The 14932-nt window shown below is 65.6% G+C and carries 10 protein-coding genes; 2 read left to right on the top strand and 8 right to left on the bottom strand.

The window, feature by feature from the left end:
* Positions 1 to 28: 28 nt before the first annotated feature.
* From KSS95_RS01865 to rfbB, 7 genes are read right to left on the bottom strand one after another with little or no spacing between them, the layout of a single operon-like run.
* Positions 29 to 484, bottom strand: coding sequence for a thioesterase domain-containing protein (locus tag KSS95_RS01865; protein ID WP_217851141.1), 456 nt, complete (start codon positions 482 to 484; stop codon positions 29 to 31).
* A complete protein-coding gene (locus KSS95_RS01860) occupies positions 481 to 1884 on the bottom strand; it encodes a sigma-54-dependent transcriptional regulator (protein ID WP_217851139.1) in 1404 nt (467 codons plus the stop codon). The genes KSS95_RS01865 and KSS95_RS01860 overlap by 4 nt, the downstream gene beginning before the upstream one ends.
* A complete protein-coding gene (locus KSS95_RS01855) occupies positions 1881 to 3695 on the bottom strand; it encodes a sensor histidine kinase (protein WP_217851137.1) in 1815 nt (604 codons plus the stop codon). The genes KSS95_RS01860 and KSS95_RS01855 overlap by 4 nt, the downstream gene beginning before the upstream one ends.
* A 39-nt stretch (positions 3696 to 3734) precedes the next feature.
* Positions 3735 to 4595: a dTDP-4-dehydrorhamnose reductase gene (gene rfbD, locus KSS95_RS01850; protein ID WP_217851135.1), complete on the bottom strand. Its 861-nt coding sequence runs from the start codon at positions 4593 to 4595 to the stop codon at positions 3735 to 3737.
* Positions 4592 to 5140 (bottom strand): dTDP-4-dehydrorhamnose 3,5-epimerase, encoded by a 549-nt coding sequence (gene rfbC, locus KSS95_RS01845; RefSeq protein WP_217851134.1) that lies wholly within the window; start codon positions 5138 to 5140, stop codon positions 4592 to 4594. The genes rfbD and rfbC overlap by 4 nt, the downstream gene beginning before the upstream one ends.
* Positions 5137 to 6012, bottom strand: a complete 876-nt coding sequence (gene rfbA, locus KSS95_RS01840) for a glucose-1-phosphate thymidylyltransferase RfbA (RefSeq protein WP_217851132.1) — start codon at positions 6010 to 6012, stop codon at positions 5137 to 5139. The genes rfbC and rfbA overlap by 4 nt, the downstream gene beginning before the upstream one ends.
* A complete protein-coding gene (gene rfbB / locus KSS95_RS01835) occupies positions 6009 to 7091 on the bottom strand; it encodes a dTDP-glucose 4,6-dehydratase (RefSeq protein ID WP_217851125.1) in 1083 nt (360 codons plus the stop codon). Before rfbB ends, rfbA begins: the two co-directional genes overlap by 4 nt.
* A 357-nt stretch (positions 7092 to 7448) precedes the next feature.
* Here rfbB and KSS95_RS01830 point away from each other — a divergent pair, with 357 nt between their 5' ends.
* Positions 7449 to 10349 carry an aminotransferase gene (locus KSS95_RS01830; RefSeq protein WP_217851123.1) on the top strand — a complete coding sequence of 967 codons (2901 nt, stop codon included), beginning with the start codon at positions 7449 to 7451 and terminating at the stop codon, positions 10347 to 10349.
* A gap of 200 nt (positions 10350 to 10549) precedes the next feature.
* Entirely contained in the window at positions 10550 to 11656 is a 1107-nt protein-coding gene (gene aguA, locus KSS95_RS01825; protein WP_217851121.1) for an agmatine deiminase, read from the top strand.
* Positions 11657 to 12398: 742 nt separating this feature from the next.
* Here aguA and KSS95_RS01820 read toward each other — a convergent pair.
* The gene (locus tag KSS95_RS01820) at positions 12399 to 14489 is read right to left on the bottom strand and encodes a TonB-dependent receptor (protein WP_217851119.1); all 2091 of its coding nucleotides are present in this window, start codon (positions 14487 to 14489) and stop codon (positions 12399 to 12401) included.
* Between the last annotated feature and the right edge of the window lie 443 nt (positions 14490 to 14932).

Below are 14932 nucleotides of genomic sequence, written 5' to 3'. Positions count from 1 at the left end.
GAAAGGGGTACGAAGCGCCCCCAAACCTTCAGCGATGCAAAACGTACTGGCCACTGAATTTCACGGCAGGCTCGTCGTTCCCCTCGTTGCTCACCACCGTCTCCAGCGTCAGCCTCGCCCGCCCGCGACGCTGGTACATGGTCAGGAACCGCTCCCAGGTCTTCTGGTCCGGCGCCGGGCACTGTGCCACCGCCGTCCCGGTGACCGGCAGCGGATAACTGATCTGCCCCTCCTGGATGACGATATGCCCGTCATCGATGCCCAGTTCGCGCAAGCGCAGGTGCAGCCAGCCCCACCCCACCAGCACCGCGCCGCAGTACAGGCTGCCGCCGAACATGGTGCTCTTGTGGTTGACGTTGGGCGCCAGGGGCAACTTCAGGCGCAGGCAATGCTGCTGCCAATCGATGACTTCCATCCCCATCTCGCGGGTCAGCGGAATATCGCCGTGCAGTACGGACTGCAGGTACTGGCTGTCGGTGCTCATGGACGGTTGTCCTCCTGTTCGTCGTGCCCGCCGCCGTCGAAGCTCAGGCCGTGCTTGCGCAGCTTGTCGTGCAGAGTCTTGCGCGGGATGCCGAGGGCTTCGGCGAGGCTGCGCATCGAGTTGTGTGGTTGGCCCAGCTCGGCGGCGATCAGCGAGCGCTCGAACTGCTCGACCTGTTCGCTGAGGTTGCCGGTCGGCGCGGGCACCTGGATGTCATGGGCCGCCGCCGGCTCCTGGCCATCGAGGGCCAGCTCCAGGCCGAGGGCGAAGCGTTCGGCGGCGTTCTGCAGCTCGCGCACGTTGCCCGGCCAGTCGTGGCGCAGCAGCACGGCGCGCTGCGCCGGTTGCAGGCTGTGGGGCGACAGGCCGTGGCGCTCGCTGGCGGCGTTGGCGAAGTGCTGGAACAGCACGAGAATGTCGTCGCCGCGCTCGCGCAACGCGGGGATACGCAGCGGCGCGACATTCAGGCGGTAGTACAGGTCGGCGCGGAAGCGCCCCTGGTCGGCGGCCTGGCGCAGGTCCTCCTTGGTCGCGGCGATGATGCGGATATCCAGTGGGATCAGTTGGTTGCCGCCGAGGCGCTCGACCACCCGCTCCTGCAACAGGCGCAGCAGCTTGACCTGCACGTCGAGGCTCATGCTCTCGATCTCGTCGAGGAACAGCGTGCCGCCGTTGGCGAACTCGAACTTGCCGATGCGGCGCTTCTGCGCGCCGGTGAACGCCCCCGGCTCATGGCCGAACAGCTCGCTCTCGACCACCGACTCGGCCAGGGCGCCGGCGTTGATCGCCACGAACGGCCCGTCGCGGCGGCTCGACAGGTCGTGCAGGGCGCGGGCCACCACCTCCTTGCCGGCGCCGGTCTCGCCGAGAATCAGCACATCGGCACGGGTGGCGGCCAGGGCGCCGATCTGCTCGCGCAGGCGCTGCATGCCCGGCGACTGGCCGACCAGGCGCGTGGCCAGTTGCTGGCGGTCGCTCAGGGCCAGGCGCAGGCTGCGGTTGTCCAGCACCAGGCGGCGCAGGGCCAGGGCCCGGCGGACGCTGTCGAGCAGGGCGTCGCTGGCGAAGGGTTTCTCGAGAAAATCATAGGCCCCGGCGCGCATCGCCTGCACCGCCAACGGCACATCGCCGTGGCCGGTGATCAGCAGCACCGGCAGTTCGTTGTCGCGGCCATGCAGTTGCTCGAGCAGTTGCAGGCCATCGATACCGGGCATGCGGATATCGCTGACCACCACCCCCGGCCAGTCCTGCTCGATGCGCCCGGCCAGGCCCTGGGCATCGGCCAGCGCCACTACCTTGAGCCCGGCCAGGTCGAGGGTCTGGCTCAGTGCCTGGCGCAGGTGGGGGTCATCGTCGACCAGGATCACCTGGGCGCGGCTGTCGATCAGTGTCTCGGTCATGCCGAGGTGTCCTCCGAGGATTGCAGGTTGGCGCCGGGCTTGGCCACGCGCATGCGCAGGGTCAGCAGGGCGCCGCCTTCCGGGTGGTTGCCCAGCAGCAGCTCGCCGCCCAGCGCGTGCATCAGGCTTTCGCAGATGGCCAGCCCCAACCCCAAGCCCTGGGTGCGGGTCTTGGTGGTGAAGAACGGCTCCTTGGCATGCTCCAGGGCCTGGCGACTGAAGCCTGGGCCATTGTCGCGAATGTACAGGTAGACGCAGTCATCCTGGCGTTCGGCACTCAGCCACAGCTTGCGCGGGTTGGCTTTTTCGGTGAGGGCGTCGAGGGCATTGGCCAGCAGGTTGCCAAGTACCTGGCGCAGCCGCGTTTCGCCGGCCTGCACCCATAGGGTGGCCTCGGGCAGGTCGCGCACCAGCTCCACGGCCATGGCCCGGCGCCGCTTGGCCAGCAGTGCCAGGGCGTCGTCCAGCGCCGGTTGCAGGGCCACGCTTTCCGGGGCGTGTTGGTCGCGGCGGGCGAAGGCGCGCAGATGGGTGATGATCGAGGCCATGCGCCCGGTCAGTTCGCCAATCAGCTTGAGGTTGCCGCGCACATCGTCGGTGCGCTGGTGGTCGAGGAGAATCTCGGCGTTCTCGGCGTAGCTGCGGATCGCCGCCAGCGGCTGGTTGAGCTCGTGGCTGATGCTCGCCGACATGGTGCCCAGCACCGACAGCTTGCCGGCCTGGACCAGTTCGTCCTGGGCGCGCACCAGCTCCTGCTGGGCATTCTCCCGCTCCAGCACGGCGCTCTTGAGCCGGGTGTTGAGGCCCTCCAGGTCGGCGGTGCGCTCGATCACGCGGTTTTCCAGCTCCTGGCGGGCGCGGGCTTCGAAGTCGATGCGGTCGATGTAGTGGCGTCGGCGCTGCATCACCAGGCCGGCCAGCAGCATGGTCACCAGCAGCGCGCCGGCGCCGATGGCCATGACGGTCTGCACCGAGCGGTCCACCAGCTGGCGTGGGGCGAGGATGCTCACCTGCCAGCCGGTCTCCTGGATGTTGCGGGTCTGGGTCAGCCAGGCGTCAGGGTTCAGGCTCAGCGGTTGTGGGGCCTGGGTCGGGTAGGGCTGGATGGCGATGATCGCCTGGCGCTCGGCATCGCTCAGCGCGCGGGTGGCGCGAAAGCGCCAGTCCGGGCGCGAGGTGAGCACCACCACGCCGTTCTGGTCGGTCAGCAGCAATTGCTCCGGGGTGCGGCCCCACAGGGTTTCGGTGTGGTCGAGGTCGACCTTGACCACCAGCACGCCGATGACCCGCTCACGGTCGTGCACGGCGGCAGCGAAGAAGTAGCCGCGCTTGGCCGAGGTGGTGCCCTGGCCGAAGAAGCGCCCCAGGCGGCCGTCCATGGCTTCGATGAAGTACGGGCGGAACGAGAAGTTGCGGCCGACGAAACTGTCCTGTTTGTCCCAGTTGGAGGCCGCCAGGGTGTTGCCGCTGACGTCCATCAGGTACATCACCTCGGCGCCGGTCTGGTGGGCGATGTCCTTGAGCAGGCGGTTGGCGTTGGTCACCGACTCCAGGCGCAATGGGTCGGCCAGCACGCCGCGCAGCGCCGGCAGGTCGCCGAGGATCTGCGGCAGGGTCTCGTAGCGGTGCAGGGTGCCGAGCAGGTTGGCCACGTAGAGGTCGAGGGTCTGGCGGTTCTGCGAGGCCAGTTCGTCCTGGTAGTAACGCTGTGCCAGGTGGTGCAGCGGCCACAGCAGCGGCGCCAGGCACAGCGCCAGCAAGGCCAGGCTGCGCCAGCGGGGGCGGCGTGGAGGCGTGGGTCGTGGAATCATCGCGGTCATTGCGCCAGAAAAGTCTGGCGCAATTATGCGCTACTTCAGGCAGTCGATCAGCGCTTCGTGCCAGTCTGGCTGGGTCACCTGCCATTGCTGGGCCAGGCGCGAGCAGTCCAGGCGCGAGTTGAGTGGCCGACGGGCTGGTGTCGGGTACGCGCTGGAAGGGATCGGCAGTAGCTCGGCGCAGGGCAGGCCGCGGGCCTTGAGCTGCTCGGCGATGGCCTGGGCAAAGCCGAACCACGAGGTTTCGCCCTGGGCGGCCAGGTGGTAGGTGCCCCAGGCGCCGGCCTGGCCGTTGCGCCAGCGCTCGATCAGGGCGCGGGTGCTGGTGGCGATGGACATGGCCCAGGTTGGCGCACCGACCTGGTCATTCACCACCTTCAGTTCTGGCCGCTCTTGCAGCAGGCGCTGCATGGTCAGCAGGAAGTTGCGGCCATGCAGCGAGTAGACCCAGCTGGTACGCAGGATCAGATGCTCGCCGTCGACGGCGCGAATGGCCTGCTCGCCGGCCAGCTTGCTGTTGCCGTAGACGCCCAGTGGATTGGGCGCGTCGTCCTCGGTGTACGCTGCAGCCTTGCTGCCATCGAACACATAGTCGGTGGAGTAGTGGATCAGCGGCGCGCCAAGCCGCGCGGCTTCCTCGGCGAGCACCCGGGGAGCTTCTGCGTTGATGGCAAAGGCCAGTTCACCCTCGCTCTCGGCCAGGTCGACCGCGGTGTAGGCGGCGGCATTGATGATCAGGTCGGGGGCCAACTGGCGCAGGGGCGCGCGCAGGTGTTCGGGGCGCGACTGGTCGAGCTGGTCGCGGCCGAGCGACTGTACTTCGCCCAAGCCGCTCAACGCCTGCCCCAGCGCGTGCGCGACCTGACCGCTGTGGCCGCAGACGAGGATCCTCATGGGAACAGCTCCGCGTCCTTGAAGCGGGCGGCTGTCTGGTCCTTGGCCGAGAGCTGCGGTTGCAGGCCGCCCAGTTGCCAGTCGATGTTCAGGTCCGGGTCGTCCCAGCGGATGCTACGTTCGGCGCCGGGGTTGTAGTAGTCGGTGGTTTTGTAGAGAAAGTCGGCAGACTCACTCAACACCAGAAAACCGTGGGCAAACCCTGGCGGGATCCAGAACTGACGGTGGTCGCTGGCGCACAGGCGGGTGGCCACCCACTGGCCGCAGGTGGGCGAGCTGCGGCGCAGGTCCACGGCTACGTCCAGCACTTCACCTTGAACGACGCGTACCAGCTTGCCCTGCGGGTTGTCGATTTGGTAGTGAAGGCCGCGCAACACGCCACGTTGCGAGCGGGAATGGTTATCCTGCACGAAGTGGGCGTCGAAGCCGGCCTTCTCGGCGAAGTCCCGCGCATTGAAGCTTTCGAAGAAAAAACCGCGGCTGTCACCGAACACCTTGGGTTCGATGATCAGCACATCGGCAATGGCAGTAGCAATGATGTTCATGTCGACTCTGCAACCAACTTGCTCAAGTACTGCCCATAACCGGTCTTTTTCAACTCTTCAGCCTTGTGTTGCAACGTCTCGCGGCTGATCCAGCCCTTCTGATAGGCGATCTCTTCCAGGCACGCCACTTTCAGGCCTTGCCGATGTTCGATGACCTGGACGTACTGGGACGCTTCCAGCAGGCTGTCGTGGGTGCCGGTGTCAAGCCAGGCGAAGCCGCGGCCCAGGCGCTCCACGCGCAGGTCGCCGCGTGCCAGGTAGGCGTTGTTGACATCGGTGATCTCCAGCTCGCCGCGCGGCGAAGGCTTGATGCCCTTGGCGATCTGCACGACATCGTTGTCGTAGAAATACAGGCCGGTCACCGCATAGCTGGATTTTGGCTTGGCGGGTTTTTCCTCGATCGACAGCGCGCGGCCTTGGTCGTCGAACTCGACCACGCCGAAGCGCTCGGGGTCGTTCACCCAGTAGCCGAAAACCGTGGCGCCGCTAGGGTGCTTGACCGCACGTTGCAACTGCTCGCTGAAGCCCTGGCCGTGGAAGATGTTGTCGCCCAGGATCAGGCAGACCGAGTCGTCGCCGATGAACTGCTCGCCAATCAGGAAGGCCTGGGCCAGGCCATCGGGCGAGGGCTGCTCGGCATAGGTGAGGTTGATGCCGAACTGGCTGCCATCGCCGAACAGCTGGCGATACTGAGGCAGATCATGCGGGGTGGAGATCAGCAGGATGTCGCGGATACCCGCCAGCATCAGTACCGAGATCGGGTAGTAGATCATCGGTTTGTCGTAGATCGGCAGCAGCTGTTTGGAGGTCGCCAGCGTGATCGGGTGCAGGCGGGTACCGGAGCCCCCGGCGAGGATGATGCCTTTGGTCATGCGATCGAGTCCTTGGAATCGTTGTTGCCCAGTCGTTCACGTTGATAGCTGCCATCCTGGACATGGCGACACCATTGGAGGTTGTCCAGGTACCACTGCACGGTCTTGCGCAGGCCAGTCTCGAAGGTTTCCTCAGGCACCCAACCCAGGTCGTGCTCGATCTTGCTGGCATCGATCGCGTAACGCTGGTCGTGGCCAGGACGGTCCTTGACGAAGGTAATCAGGTCGGCGTAGTGGGCGACACCGGCGGGGTGTTGCGGCGCGAGCTCTTCGAGCAATGCGCAGATGCCGCGTACCACGTCGATGTTCTTCTGCTCGTTGTGGCCACCGATGTTGTAGGTCTGGCCGACTTCACCTTCGCTCACGACCTTGAACAGGGCGCGGGCATGGTCTTCGACGAACAGCCAGTCGCGCACTTGCAGGCCATCGCCGTAGACCGGCAGGGGCTTGCCCTCGAGGGCATTGAGGATGACCAGCGGAATGAGCTTTTCCGGGAAATGGAATGGCCCATAGTTGTTCGAGCAGTTGGTCAGCAGCACCGGCAGGCCATAGGTGCGGTGCCAGGCGCGGACCAGGTGGTCCGAGGCCGCCTTGCTCGCCGAGTACGGGGAGCTGGGGGCGTACGGGGTGGTCTCGGTGAACAGGTCGTCGACGCCGTGCAGGTCGCCGTACACCTCGTCGGTGGAAATATGGTGGAAACGGAAGGCCTGGCGCTCGTCCTCAGCCAGCGTGTTCCAGTAGCCGCGCGCGGCCTCCAGCAGGCTGTAGGTGCCGACGATGTTGGTCTGGATGAAGTCGGACGGGCCGTCGATGGAGCGGTCTACGTGCGACTCCGCGGCCAGGTGCATGATGGCCTGCGGCTTGAAGCGGGCGAGCAGGTCGCTGACCGCGGCTTGGTCGACGATATCGGCCTGGACGAATTGGTAACGCGTGTTGTTGGCGATGCTGGAAAGGGATTCCAGGTTGCCCGCATAGGTCAGCTTGTCGAGGTTGAGCACTTCATGCTCGGTGTTGCTGATCAGGTGACGTACCAGTGCCGAGCCGATGAAACCAGCTCCCCCGGTAATGAGAATACGCATGTCGGATTCCCTTTCCTTTCAAAAATGACGGTAACTAGTGCGGTGTTTGACAAAAAACGACCCTGATTCGCGGTGCTTTTTCGCGCTCATGCTGGGTTGTCACTGCTCGCCGTAGCTGGGCTACGACTCGTCGCGACGCCTTGCTTGAGCACAAAAATCACGCGCGAATCATGGCTCGTAGTTGCAAAGCACCACATTAGCGGGCTAGCGGGCCCATAGCTTGTCGACGGACAGGTTTGCGGGCAAGGAGAATGTGCTGGGCTGCGCACTCACGCGACGAGCTGCGATTGTACGCTGCCTGCTTGCCAAATTGCCGGCCTGATGGCGATATACAGCAAAAAAATGAGGTTTTCCCGCATGCCGCTCTCGACCCTGATCCAGCGCTCCAGCCTGCCTGCCCCTCTGCTTGGCGAGGCCCAGGCCCATGCCTTGTTGCGGGCGCATTACGATCTGCAGGGCAGCCTGCAGGCCTTGGGCAGCCAGCAGGACCTGAACTTGCGGGTCGACTGCGCGCAAGGGCGTTATGTGCTCAAGGCCTGCCACGGCAGCTACGCCCAGCTGGAGCTGGAGGCCCAGCATGCGGCGCTGGAGTACCTGCGCGGGCAGGGCTTGCCGGTCCCGGCCGTGCGTCCGGCCAGCAATGGCGAGGGGCTGCTGGCGCTGGACATCGAGGGCCAGGCATTGCGGGTGCGGCTGCTGGAGTACCTCGACGGCGAGCCGCTGACGCGTCTGAAGCACTTGCCGTCGCGGGTGATCGCCGAGCTGGGCGCGTTGTGCGCCAAGGTCGACCTGGCGCTGGCCGGCTTCGACCATCCGGGGCTTGAGCGGACGCTGCAATGGGACCCGCGCCATGCCCAGGCGTTGATCGGTCACTTGCTGCCGGCGGCGCGAGATGACCAGCGCCGTGCCCAGGTCGAGCAGGTTGCACGTAGGGCCGCGGAACGTCTGCAACCGTTGCTCGACAAGTTGCCGACCCAGGCGGTGCACCTGGACATCACCGATGACAACATGGTCTGGCGCCGTGACCAGGCGCGCCAGTGGCAAGTACGGGGGGTGATCGACTTCGGCGATCTGCTGCGCACCTGGCGCGTTGCCGACCTGTCGGTGACCTGCGCGGCCTTGCTGCACCACGCCGAGGGCGATCCGCTGCGCATCCTCCCGGCGGTCAGCGCCTACCAGGCGCTCAACCCGCTACAAGACGCCGAACTGCGGGCATTGTGGCCGCTGGTCCTGAACCGCGCCGCAGTACTGGTACTGAGCAGCGAGCAGCAATTGGCGATCGACCCCGGCAACCAGTACATCCGCGACAACATCGACCACGAGTGGCAAATCCTCGATACCGCCTGCGCGGTGCCTGCCGAGTTGATGGAGGTGGCGATATTGCAGGCGGCAGGGCGTGGCCCAGATGCCGTGGACTTCACCGATTGTGCCCGGTTGCTGCCGAGCCTGGCCGGGCACGCGGTGACCCAGGTCGACCTCGGCGTGCTCAGCGCGCATTGCGAGGCCGGCAACTGGGAGCAACCTGGCTTCGACCAGCGCCTGCTCGCGGCCCAGCCCGGTCCGGCCTGTAGCCTGCACGGCCAATACCGGTTGTCGCAAACCCATATCGACCGGCCCGAAGAGCCGGCCACCTGTGCCCTGGGGGTGGAGCTCAAGCTGCCGCCCGGCACCGCCTTGCAGGCCCCCGAGGCCGGGATCTGGCAGCGTGGCGGTGATGGCCGCGGCTGCCTGCGCACGGCGCACTGGAGCCTGTGGCTCAATGGCCTGGAGCAGGCGCCGGCCGATGGCCAGGCGTTGGCGAAGGGCCAGGCGCTAGGCGCCACCTGTGGTTTCCTCAGCGTGCAGCTGTGCCGGGTGGCAGGTCTGCAGCCGCCGTTCTTCGCCACGCCATCGCGTGCCGCCGCCTGGCTGGCGCTATGCCCGTCGCCACGGGCGCTGCTGGGCTTTGCGTGCGACGCCGAACCCTTGGCCGACCCCCAGGCCCTGCTGGCCCGTCGCGATGCCAGCTTTGCCCGCTCGCAGAAGCACTATTACGCCCAGCCGCCGCACATCGAGCGCGGTTGGCGCAACTACCTGATCGACATGCAGGGCCGCTCCTACCTGGACATGCTCAACAACGTCGCGGTGCTGGGCCACGGCCATCCGCGCATGGTCGCCGAATCGGCCCGGCAGTGGTCGTTGCTCAACACCAACTCGCGGTTTCACTACGCGGCCATCGCCGAGTTTGCCGAGCGCCTGCTGGCGCTGGCGCCACCGGGCTTCGACCGGGTGTTCCTGGTCAACAGCGGCACCGAGGCCAACGACCTGGCGATCCGCCTGGCCTGGGCCTACAGCGGCGGGCGCGACCTGCTCAGCGTGCTGGAGGCCTACCATGGCTGGTCGGTGGCCACCGATGCGATTTCCACTTCCATCGCCGACAACCCACAAGCCCTGGAGACCCGCCCGGACTGGGTGCACCCGGTAGAGGCGCCAAACACCTTCCGTGGCCGTTTCCGCGGAGCCGACAGCAGCGCCGACTACCTGCGCGATGTCGAGGCCAGGCTTGCCGACCTCGATGCCCGGGGTCGCCAATTGGCCGGCATCATCTGCGAGCCGGTCTACGGCAACGCCGGGGGCATCTCGCTGCCGCCGGGCTACCTGCGCCAGGCCTATGCCCAGGTGCGCCAGCGCGGCGGCGTGTGCATCGCCGACGAGGTGCAGGTCGGTTACGGACGCCTGGGCGAGTATTTCTGGGGCTTCGAGGAGCAAGGCGTGGTGCCCGACATCATCACCATGGCCAAGGGCATGGGCAACGGCCAGCCACTGGGCGCGGTGATCACCCGTCGGGAGATCGCCGAGGCACTGGAGGCCGAGGGCTATTTCTTCTCGTCCGCCGGCGGCAGCCCGGTCAGTTGCCGTATCGGTATCGCGGTGCTCGATGTGATGCGTGACGAAGGCCTGTGGGACAACGCCCGGGAAGTGGGGCGCCATTTCAAGGCGCGGCTGCAGGCATTGGTCGATAACTATCCGCTGGCCGGCGCGGCCCATGGCTCGGGGTTCTACCTGGGGCTGGAACTGGTGCGTGACCGCCAGACCCTGGAGCCTGCCACCGAGGAAACCATGCTCCTGTGCGATCGCCTGCGCGATCTGGGGATCTTCATGCAGCCGACCGGCGACTACCTGAACATTCTCAAGATCAAGCCACCGATGTGCACCACGCGGGCGAGCGTGGACTACTTCGTCGATAGTGTGGAGCGGATCCTCGCCGAAGGGCTTTGACCTTTTGCCAGCCTTCATGACCGATTGTTATCGGTCATGAAGGCGTTATCGTGGCGAAATATTTTACAAAAAGCGCTTTAAAGTCGATATTTATCGGTTGTAATATCGGACCAATAGCCTGCCACCTATACTGGCGGGCCTGCACCTTATCCGCTCACCGACCTGGCGCCCCTGGCCCCGGGCCTTCGCAGAGGTTACCCATGAAGACCCTCAACTCGACCCCCCGTGCCGATGGTTTCCACATGCCCGCCGAGTGGGCCCCGCAGACCCAGGTGTGGATGGTCTGGCCGGAGCGCCCGGACAACTGGCGCCTGGGCGGCAAGCCTGCGCAGGCCGCGCATGTCACCCTGGCCAAGGCTATCGCCCGCTTCGAGCCGGTGACCGTGGCGGTTTCCGCCGGCCAGTACGAGAACGCCCGGCGCCAGCTCGAGCTGCCCAACATCCGTGTGGTCGAGATCAGCAACGATGACGCCTGGGTGCGCGACACCGGCCCGACCTTCGTGATCAACGACCAGGGTGAAGTGCGCGGCGTGGACTGGGGCTTCAACGCCTGGGGCGGCTTCGACGGCGGCCTGTATGCACCGTGGAACCGCGATGAAGAGCTGGCGGCCAAGGTCATGGAGATGGAGCGCGTGCAGCGCTACCACACCGAAGGTTTCGTACTCGAGGGCGGTTCGATCCATGTCGACGGCGAAGGCACCCTGATCACCACCGAGGAGTGCCTGCTCAACCGCAATCGCAACCCGCACCTGAACCGCGAGCAGATCGAGGAGATCCTGCGCGAGCACCTGGCGGTGCAGACCATCGTCTGGCTGCCCGACGGCCTGTACAACGACGAGACCGACGGCCACGTCGACAACTTCTGCTGTTACGTAAGCCCCGGCGAAGTGTTACTGGCCTGGACCGATGATCCCCAGGACCCCAACCATGCACGCTGCCACGCCGCCTATGACGTGCTGAAAAACAGCCGCGACGCCAAGGGCCGCGAATTCGTGGTGCACAAGATGCCGATTCCCGGCCCGCTGTTCGCCACGGCCGAAGAGTGTGCCGGCGTCGACCAGGTGCTCGGCAGCCAGGCGCGTGACCCGTCGGTGCGCCTGGCCGGTTCCTATGTGAACTTCCTTATCGTCAACGGCGGCATCATCGCCCCGAGCTTCGATGACCCGGCCGATGCCCAGGCCAGAGCGATCCTGGCCAAGGTGTTCCCGGACCACGAAGTGGTGATGATCCCAGGGCGCGAATTGCTGCTGGGCGGCGGCAATATCCACTGCCTCACCCAGCAGCAACCGGCACCGTTCAAGCGCTGATCTGCCTGGTGGCAAAGAGCCCGTCCGTCGACGGGCTTTTTTGTCGGTGACGACTGCTGGCGGGGGTTAATGGCATAGCTTTTGTATTGGCTTTGTCGTGTGTTTCAGGGAGAGGAGAGGCACACCTTTCTGTAACAAACCTTACGTAAGTTAGCCGCTCACGGCCCCAGGGAGTGCGTGTTGAAATGAATGCAGCAAGTGAGTCGGCTTTGCGCCCACTGGCAGTGAATCACCAGTCGCTCAAGATGTTGGCGCAGTGGTTGAAACACCATGGAAGCAATCGGGTCAGGACGACCGACCCACGACGCCTGCTGGACGGGCGATACCCTCAAGGCCTGATCAGCGACGCCGAGCTTGAAGCTTTGCTGGCGGTCTGGCACTGACCGGGAAGGATCCCGTTGCAATGAAAAACGCCACCGCGCAAGCGGTGGCGTTTTCGTTTCTGGGCTGAGGCCTGCGTCCCTGTGACCACCCGCGAGCCGCGGGTTAGGCGCGGCCTTGCCGGGGCGCCGGACCGGTCGGAAAGGGCCGCAAAGCGGCCCCGGCGATCGATGCGGCGTAGCTGAAACCTGGGGCCGCTGCGCGCCCCATCGCGACGCGAGGCCGCTCCTACAGGATCGGTTGGGCCGGTCGGAAAGGGCCGCGCAGCGGCCCCGGCGATCCATGCGGCGCCGCTGAAACCTGGGGCCGCTGCGCGCCCCATCGCGACGCAAGGCCGCTCCTACAGGATCGGTTGGGCGGGTCAGAAGGTGTAGCTGCCCGTGACCACCAGGCTGCGCGGGTCGCCGACCTGGATCTGCGAGCCACTGGTGGCCGAGCTGTAGTAGGTCTTGTCGGTGATATTGCTCAGCGCCGCGCGTACATCCCAGTCATGGGTGCGGTAGCCCGCCAGGGCATCCCAGCGGCCATAGCCCGGCAGCACGATGGTGTTGGCGTTGTCGGCGTAGCGGTCGCCGACCAGGGTCAGGCCGGTCTCGGCGTACCAGCCCAGCTCCGGTTTCCAGGTCACGAACAGGCTGGCGTTGCGCTTGGCCACGTCGTTGATGCGGTTGCCTTCCTGGCCGTTGTTGTCCTTGACGAGGGTGGCATCCTGCAAACCGAGGCCGCCGCGCACGTACCAGTTGCCAACCACGTTGCCGGTGGCGGTCAGCTCGATGCCGCGCGAACGCTGCAGGCCGCTGAGCTGGATCAGCTCCGGGTTCAGCGGGTCGCGGGTGCGACGGTTGTACAGCTCCAGCTCGTAGACGGCGAGGGTGGTGCTCAGGCGCTCGTCGAACCACTCGCTCTTGACCCCGATTTCCTTCTGGCGGGTGAGCTCCGGGTCGGTCTGGTTGGCATTGCCGGCAGCGCCGGGGGTGATGCCGATCAAGCCGCCACCGACCGGTGAATAGCTCTTGCTCCAGGAGGCATAGAAGGAGTGCTCGCGCCACGGCGTGTAGACCACCCCCACGCGTGGGCTGAAACTGCTGTCCTTCTGGGTCTCGGCAATGCCGCGCATCTTGTTGGTGGTCTGCACCTCGAAGCGGTCGAAACGCCCGCCCAGCAGCACTTGCCATTCATCGTTCAAGCGGATCTGGTCTTGCAGGTACAGGCCAGTGCTGTCGACGTCGGTGACATTGTTGCTGAACAGCTTCATCGCCCCGTTGTGCTGATTGCGTGCGCTGGAGCCACTGATCGGCGCGCCGGGCACACCGACACCCTGGTCGAGGCGCGAATGGCGGCGTTGCTCGCCCACTTCCAGGCCCACCAGCAGGGTGTGCTCCAGGCCGTAGGTCTGCACATGCCCTTCGAGCTCCACGGTGTTGTAGATATTGCGCGTGCTCAGGTCCTGCAACCAGCGCTGGCGCCCGACCATGCCGGTCGACGGGGTGTAGCCGGTGAGGTAGGTATTGTCGAAATCGCTCTCCAGCTTGAACAGGCTGAAGGTATGGCGCAGCTGCCACTGGTCGTTGAGGTCGTAGTTCAGGCGCGAGCGCAGCGATTGCGCGCGGTCGTCGATGTAGTCGCGCTGGGTGTCGCCGTAGGTGGTCTTGCGGCTGACGTCGGCCGGGCGCCCGGTCAGCGGGTTGCCTGGGATGCCACGATCCGGGGTGCGGTTGTAGCGGCTGTACTCGTATTGCACCAGCCAGTTCAGGTCGGGGTTCAGCTGCCAGCTCATGGACGGCGCGAACAACTGGCGGTGGTTGCCGTCGATGCCGTCACGGAAGCTGTTCTTGTCCTCGTTGCCCAGGTTCAGGCGCAGGCTCAGGGTGTCGCTGGGGTCGGCGCTGAGGTCGGCGTACAGGCTGCGCAGGTCCTGGCTGCCGCCCTGGGCCTCGACGGTCGAGCGGCGGCCGTGTTCCGGCGCCTTGCTCACCCGGTTGACGATGCCGCCCTGGCTGCCACGGCCATACAGCACCGCCGCCGGGCCCTTGAGCACCTCGACCCGTTCGATGTTGTGCAGGTCGCGGGTGTACTGGCTGTCGTCGCGCACGCCGTCCAGGTAGAAGTCGTTGCTGGCGTCGAAGCCGCGAATACGCAGGCTGTCGAAGCGGGTGTCGGCGCTGCTGCTGACGTTGGGGATGCCCTCGAGCGCCTTGCCCAGGTTGCTGCTGCCGTAGTCCAGCACGTTGCGCGTCTTCACCGAGTCGATGGCCTGGGGCACGTAGCGGGCCGGGGTCGAGGTGCGGGTCGCGGTGGTCACTTCGCGCACCCGCGGGTTGTCTTCCTCGCGGGTGCTGTCGGCGGTGACCGCGGTTTCCGGCAGGGTGGTGGTGGCGGCACTGGCCAGGCCGGCGCTGCACAGCAGCGACAGGCCCAGGGTCAGGGGGGAAAGGCGGCAAGGGGCAAGCATTGCGGGCGTCCGGATTAGCTAGTGAGAAATTGGGCGCGAATGGTAATGCTTGCTATTTGCTATTGCTCGCCTATTCGTAAAGGCTTGTCTTTACATATGTATCAGTTTGTAACATCCATTCGGATGGTTTTGCCGAATTCGCCTATTCGCCGGCAAGGCCGGCTCCTACCGCGTGATGCATGCCTTTTTGTAGGAGCCGGCCTTGCCGGCGAAGGGCGCAAAGCCGTGCGATTGATATGACAGTTGTGCGTTTGTCGCCGGCTTTGCACAAAAGAGACAAATTTGCGCTGACCCACGGCAGATATGCATGGAAATGCACCAGCGCCGACCTGGTTTTTGGTTATATCAACCTGCATTTCACGATTTTTTGACATGTATAAGCAGGCAAGGCTAGGATTCGGCGTCTACGCCTGCTGGCCATGACTTGGCCATGCGGCTGCAAG

Source organism: Pseudomonas muyukensis (genome assembly GCF_019139535.1).
In the GTDB taxonomy this organism is placed as follows: domain Bacteria; phylum Pseudomonadota; class Gammaproteobacteria; order Pseudomonadales; family Pseudomonadaceae; genus Aquipseudomonas; species Aquipseudomonas muyukensis.
The sequence above is the reverse complement of the archived record's forward strand: the minus strand, read 5'-3'. Positions and strand labels throughout refer to the sequence as shown.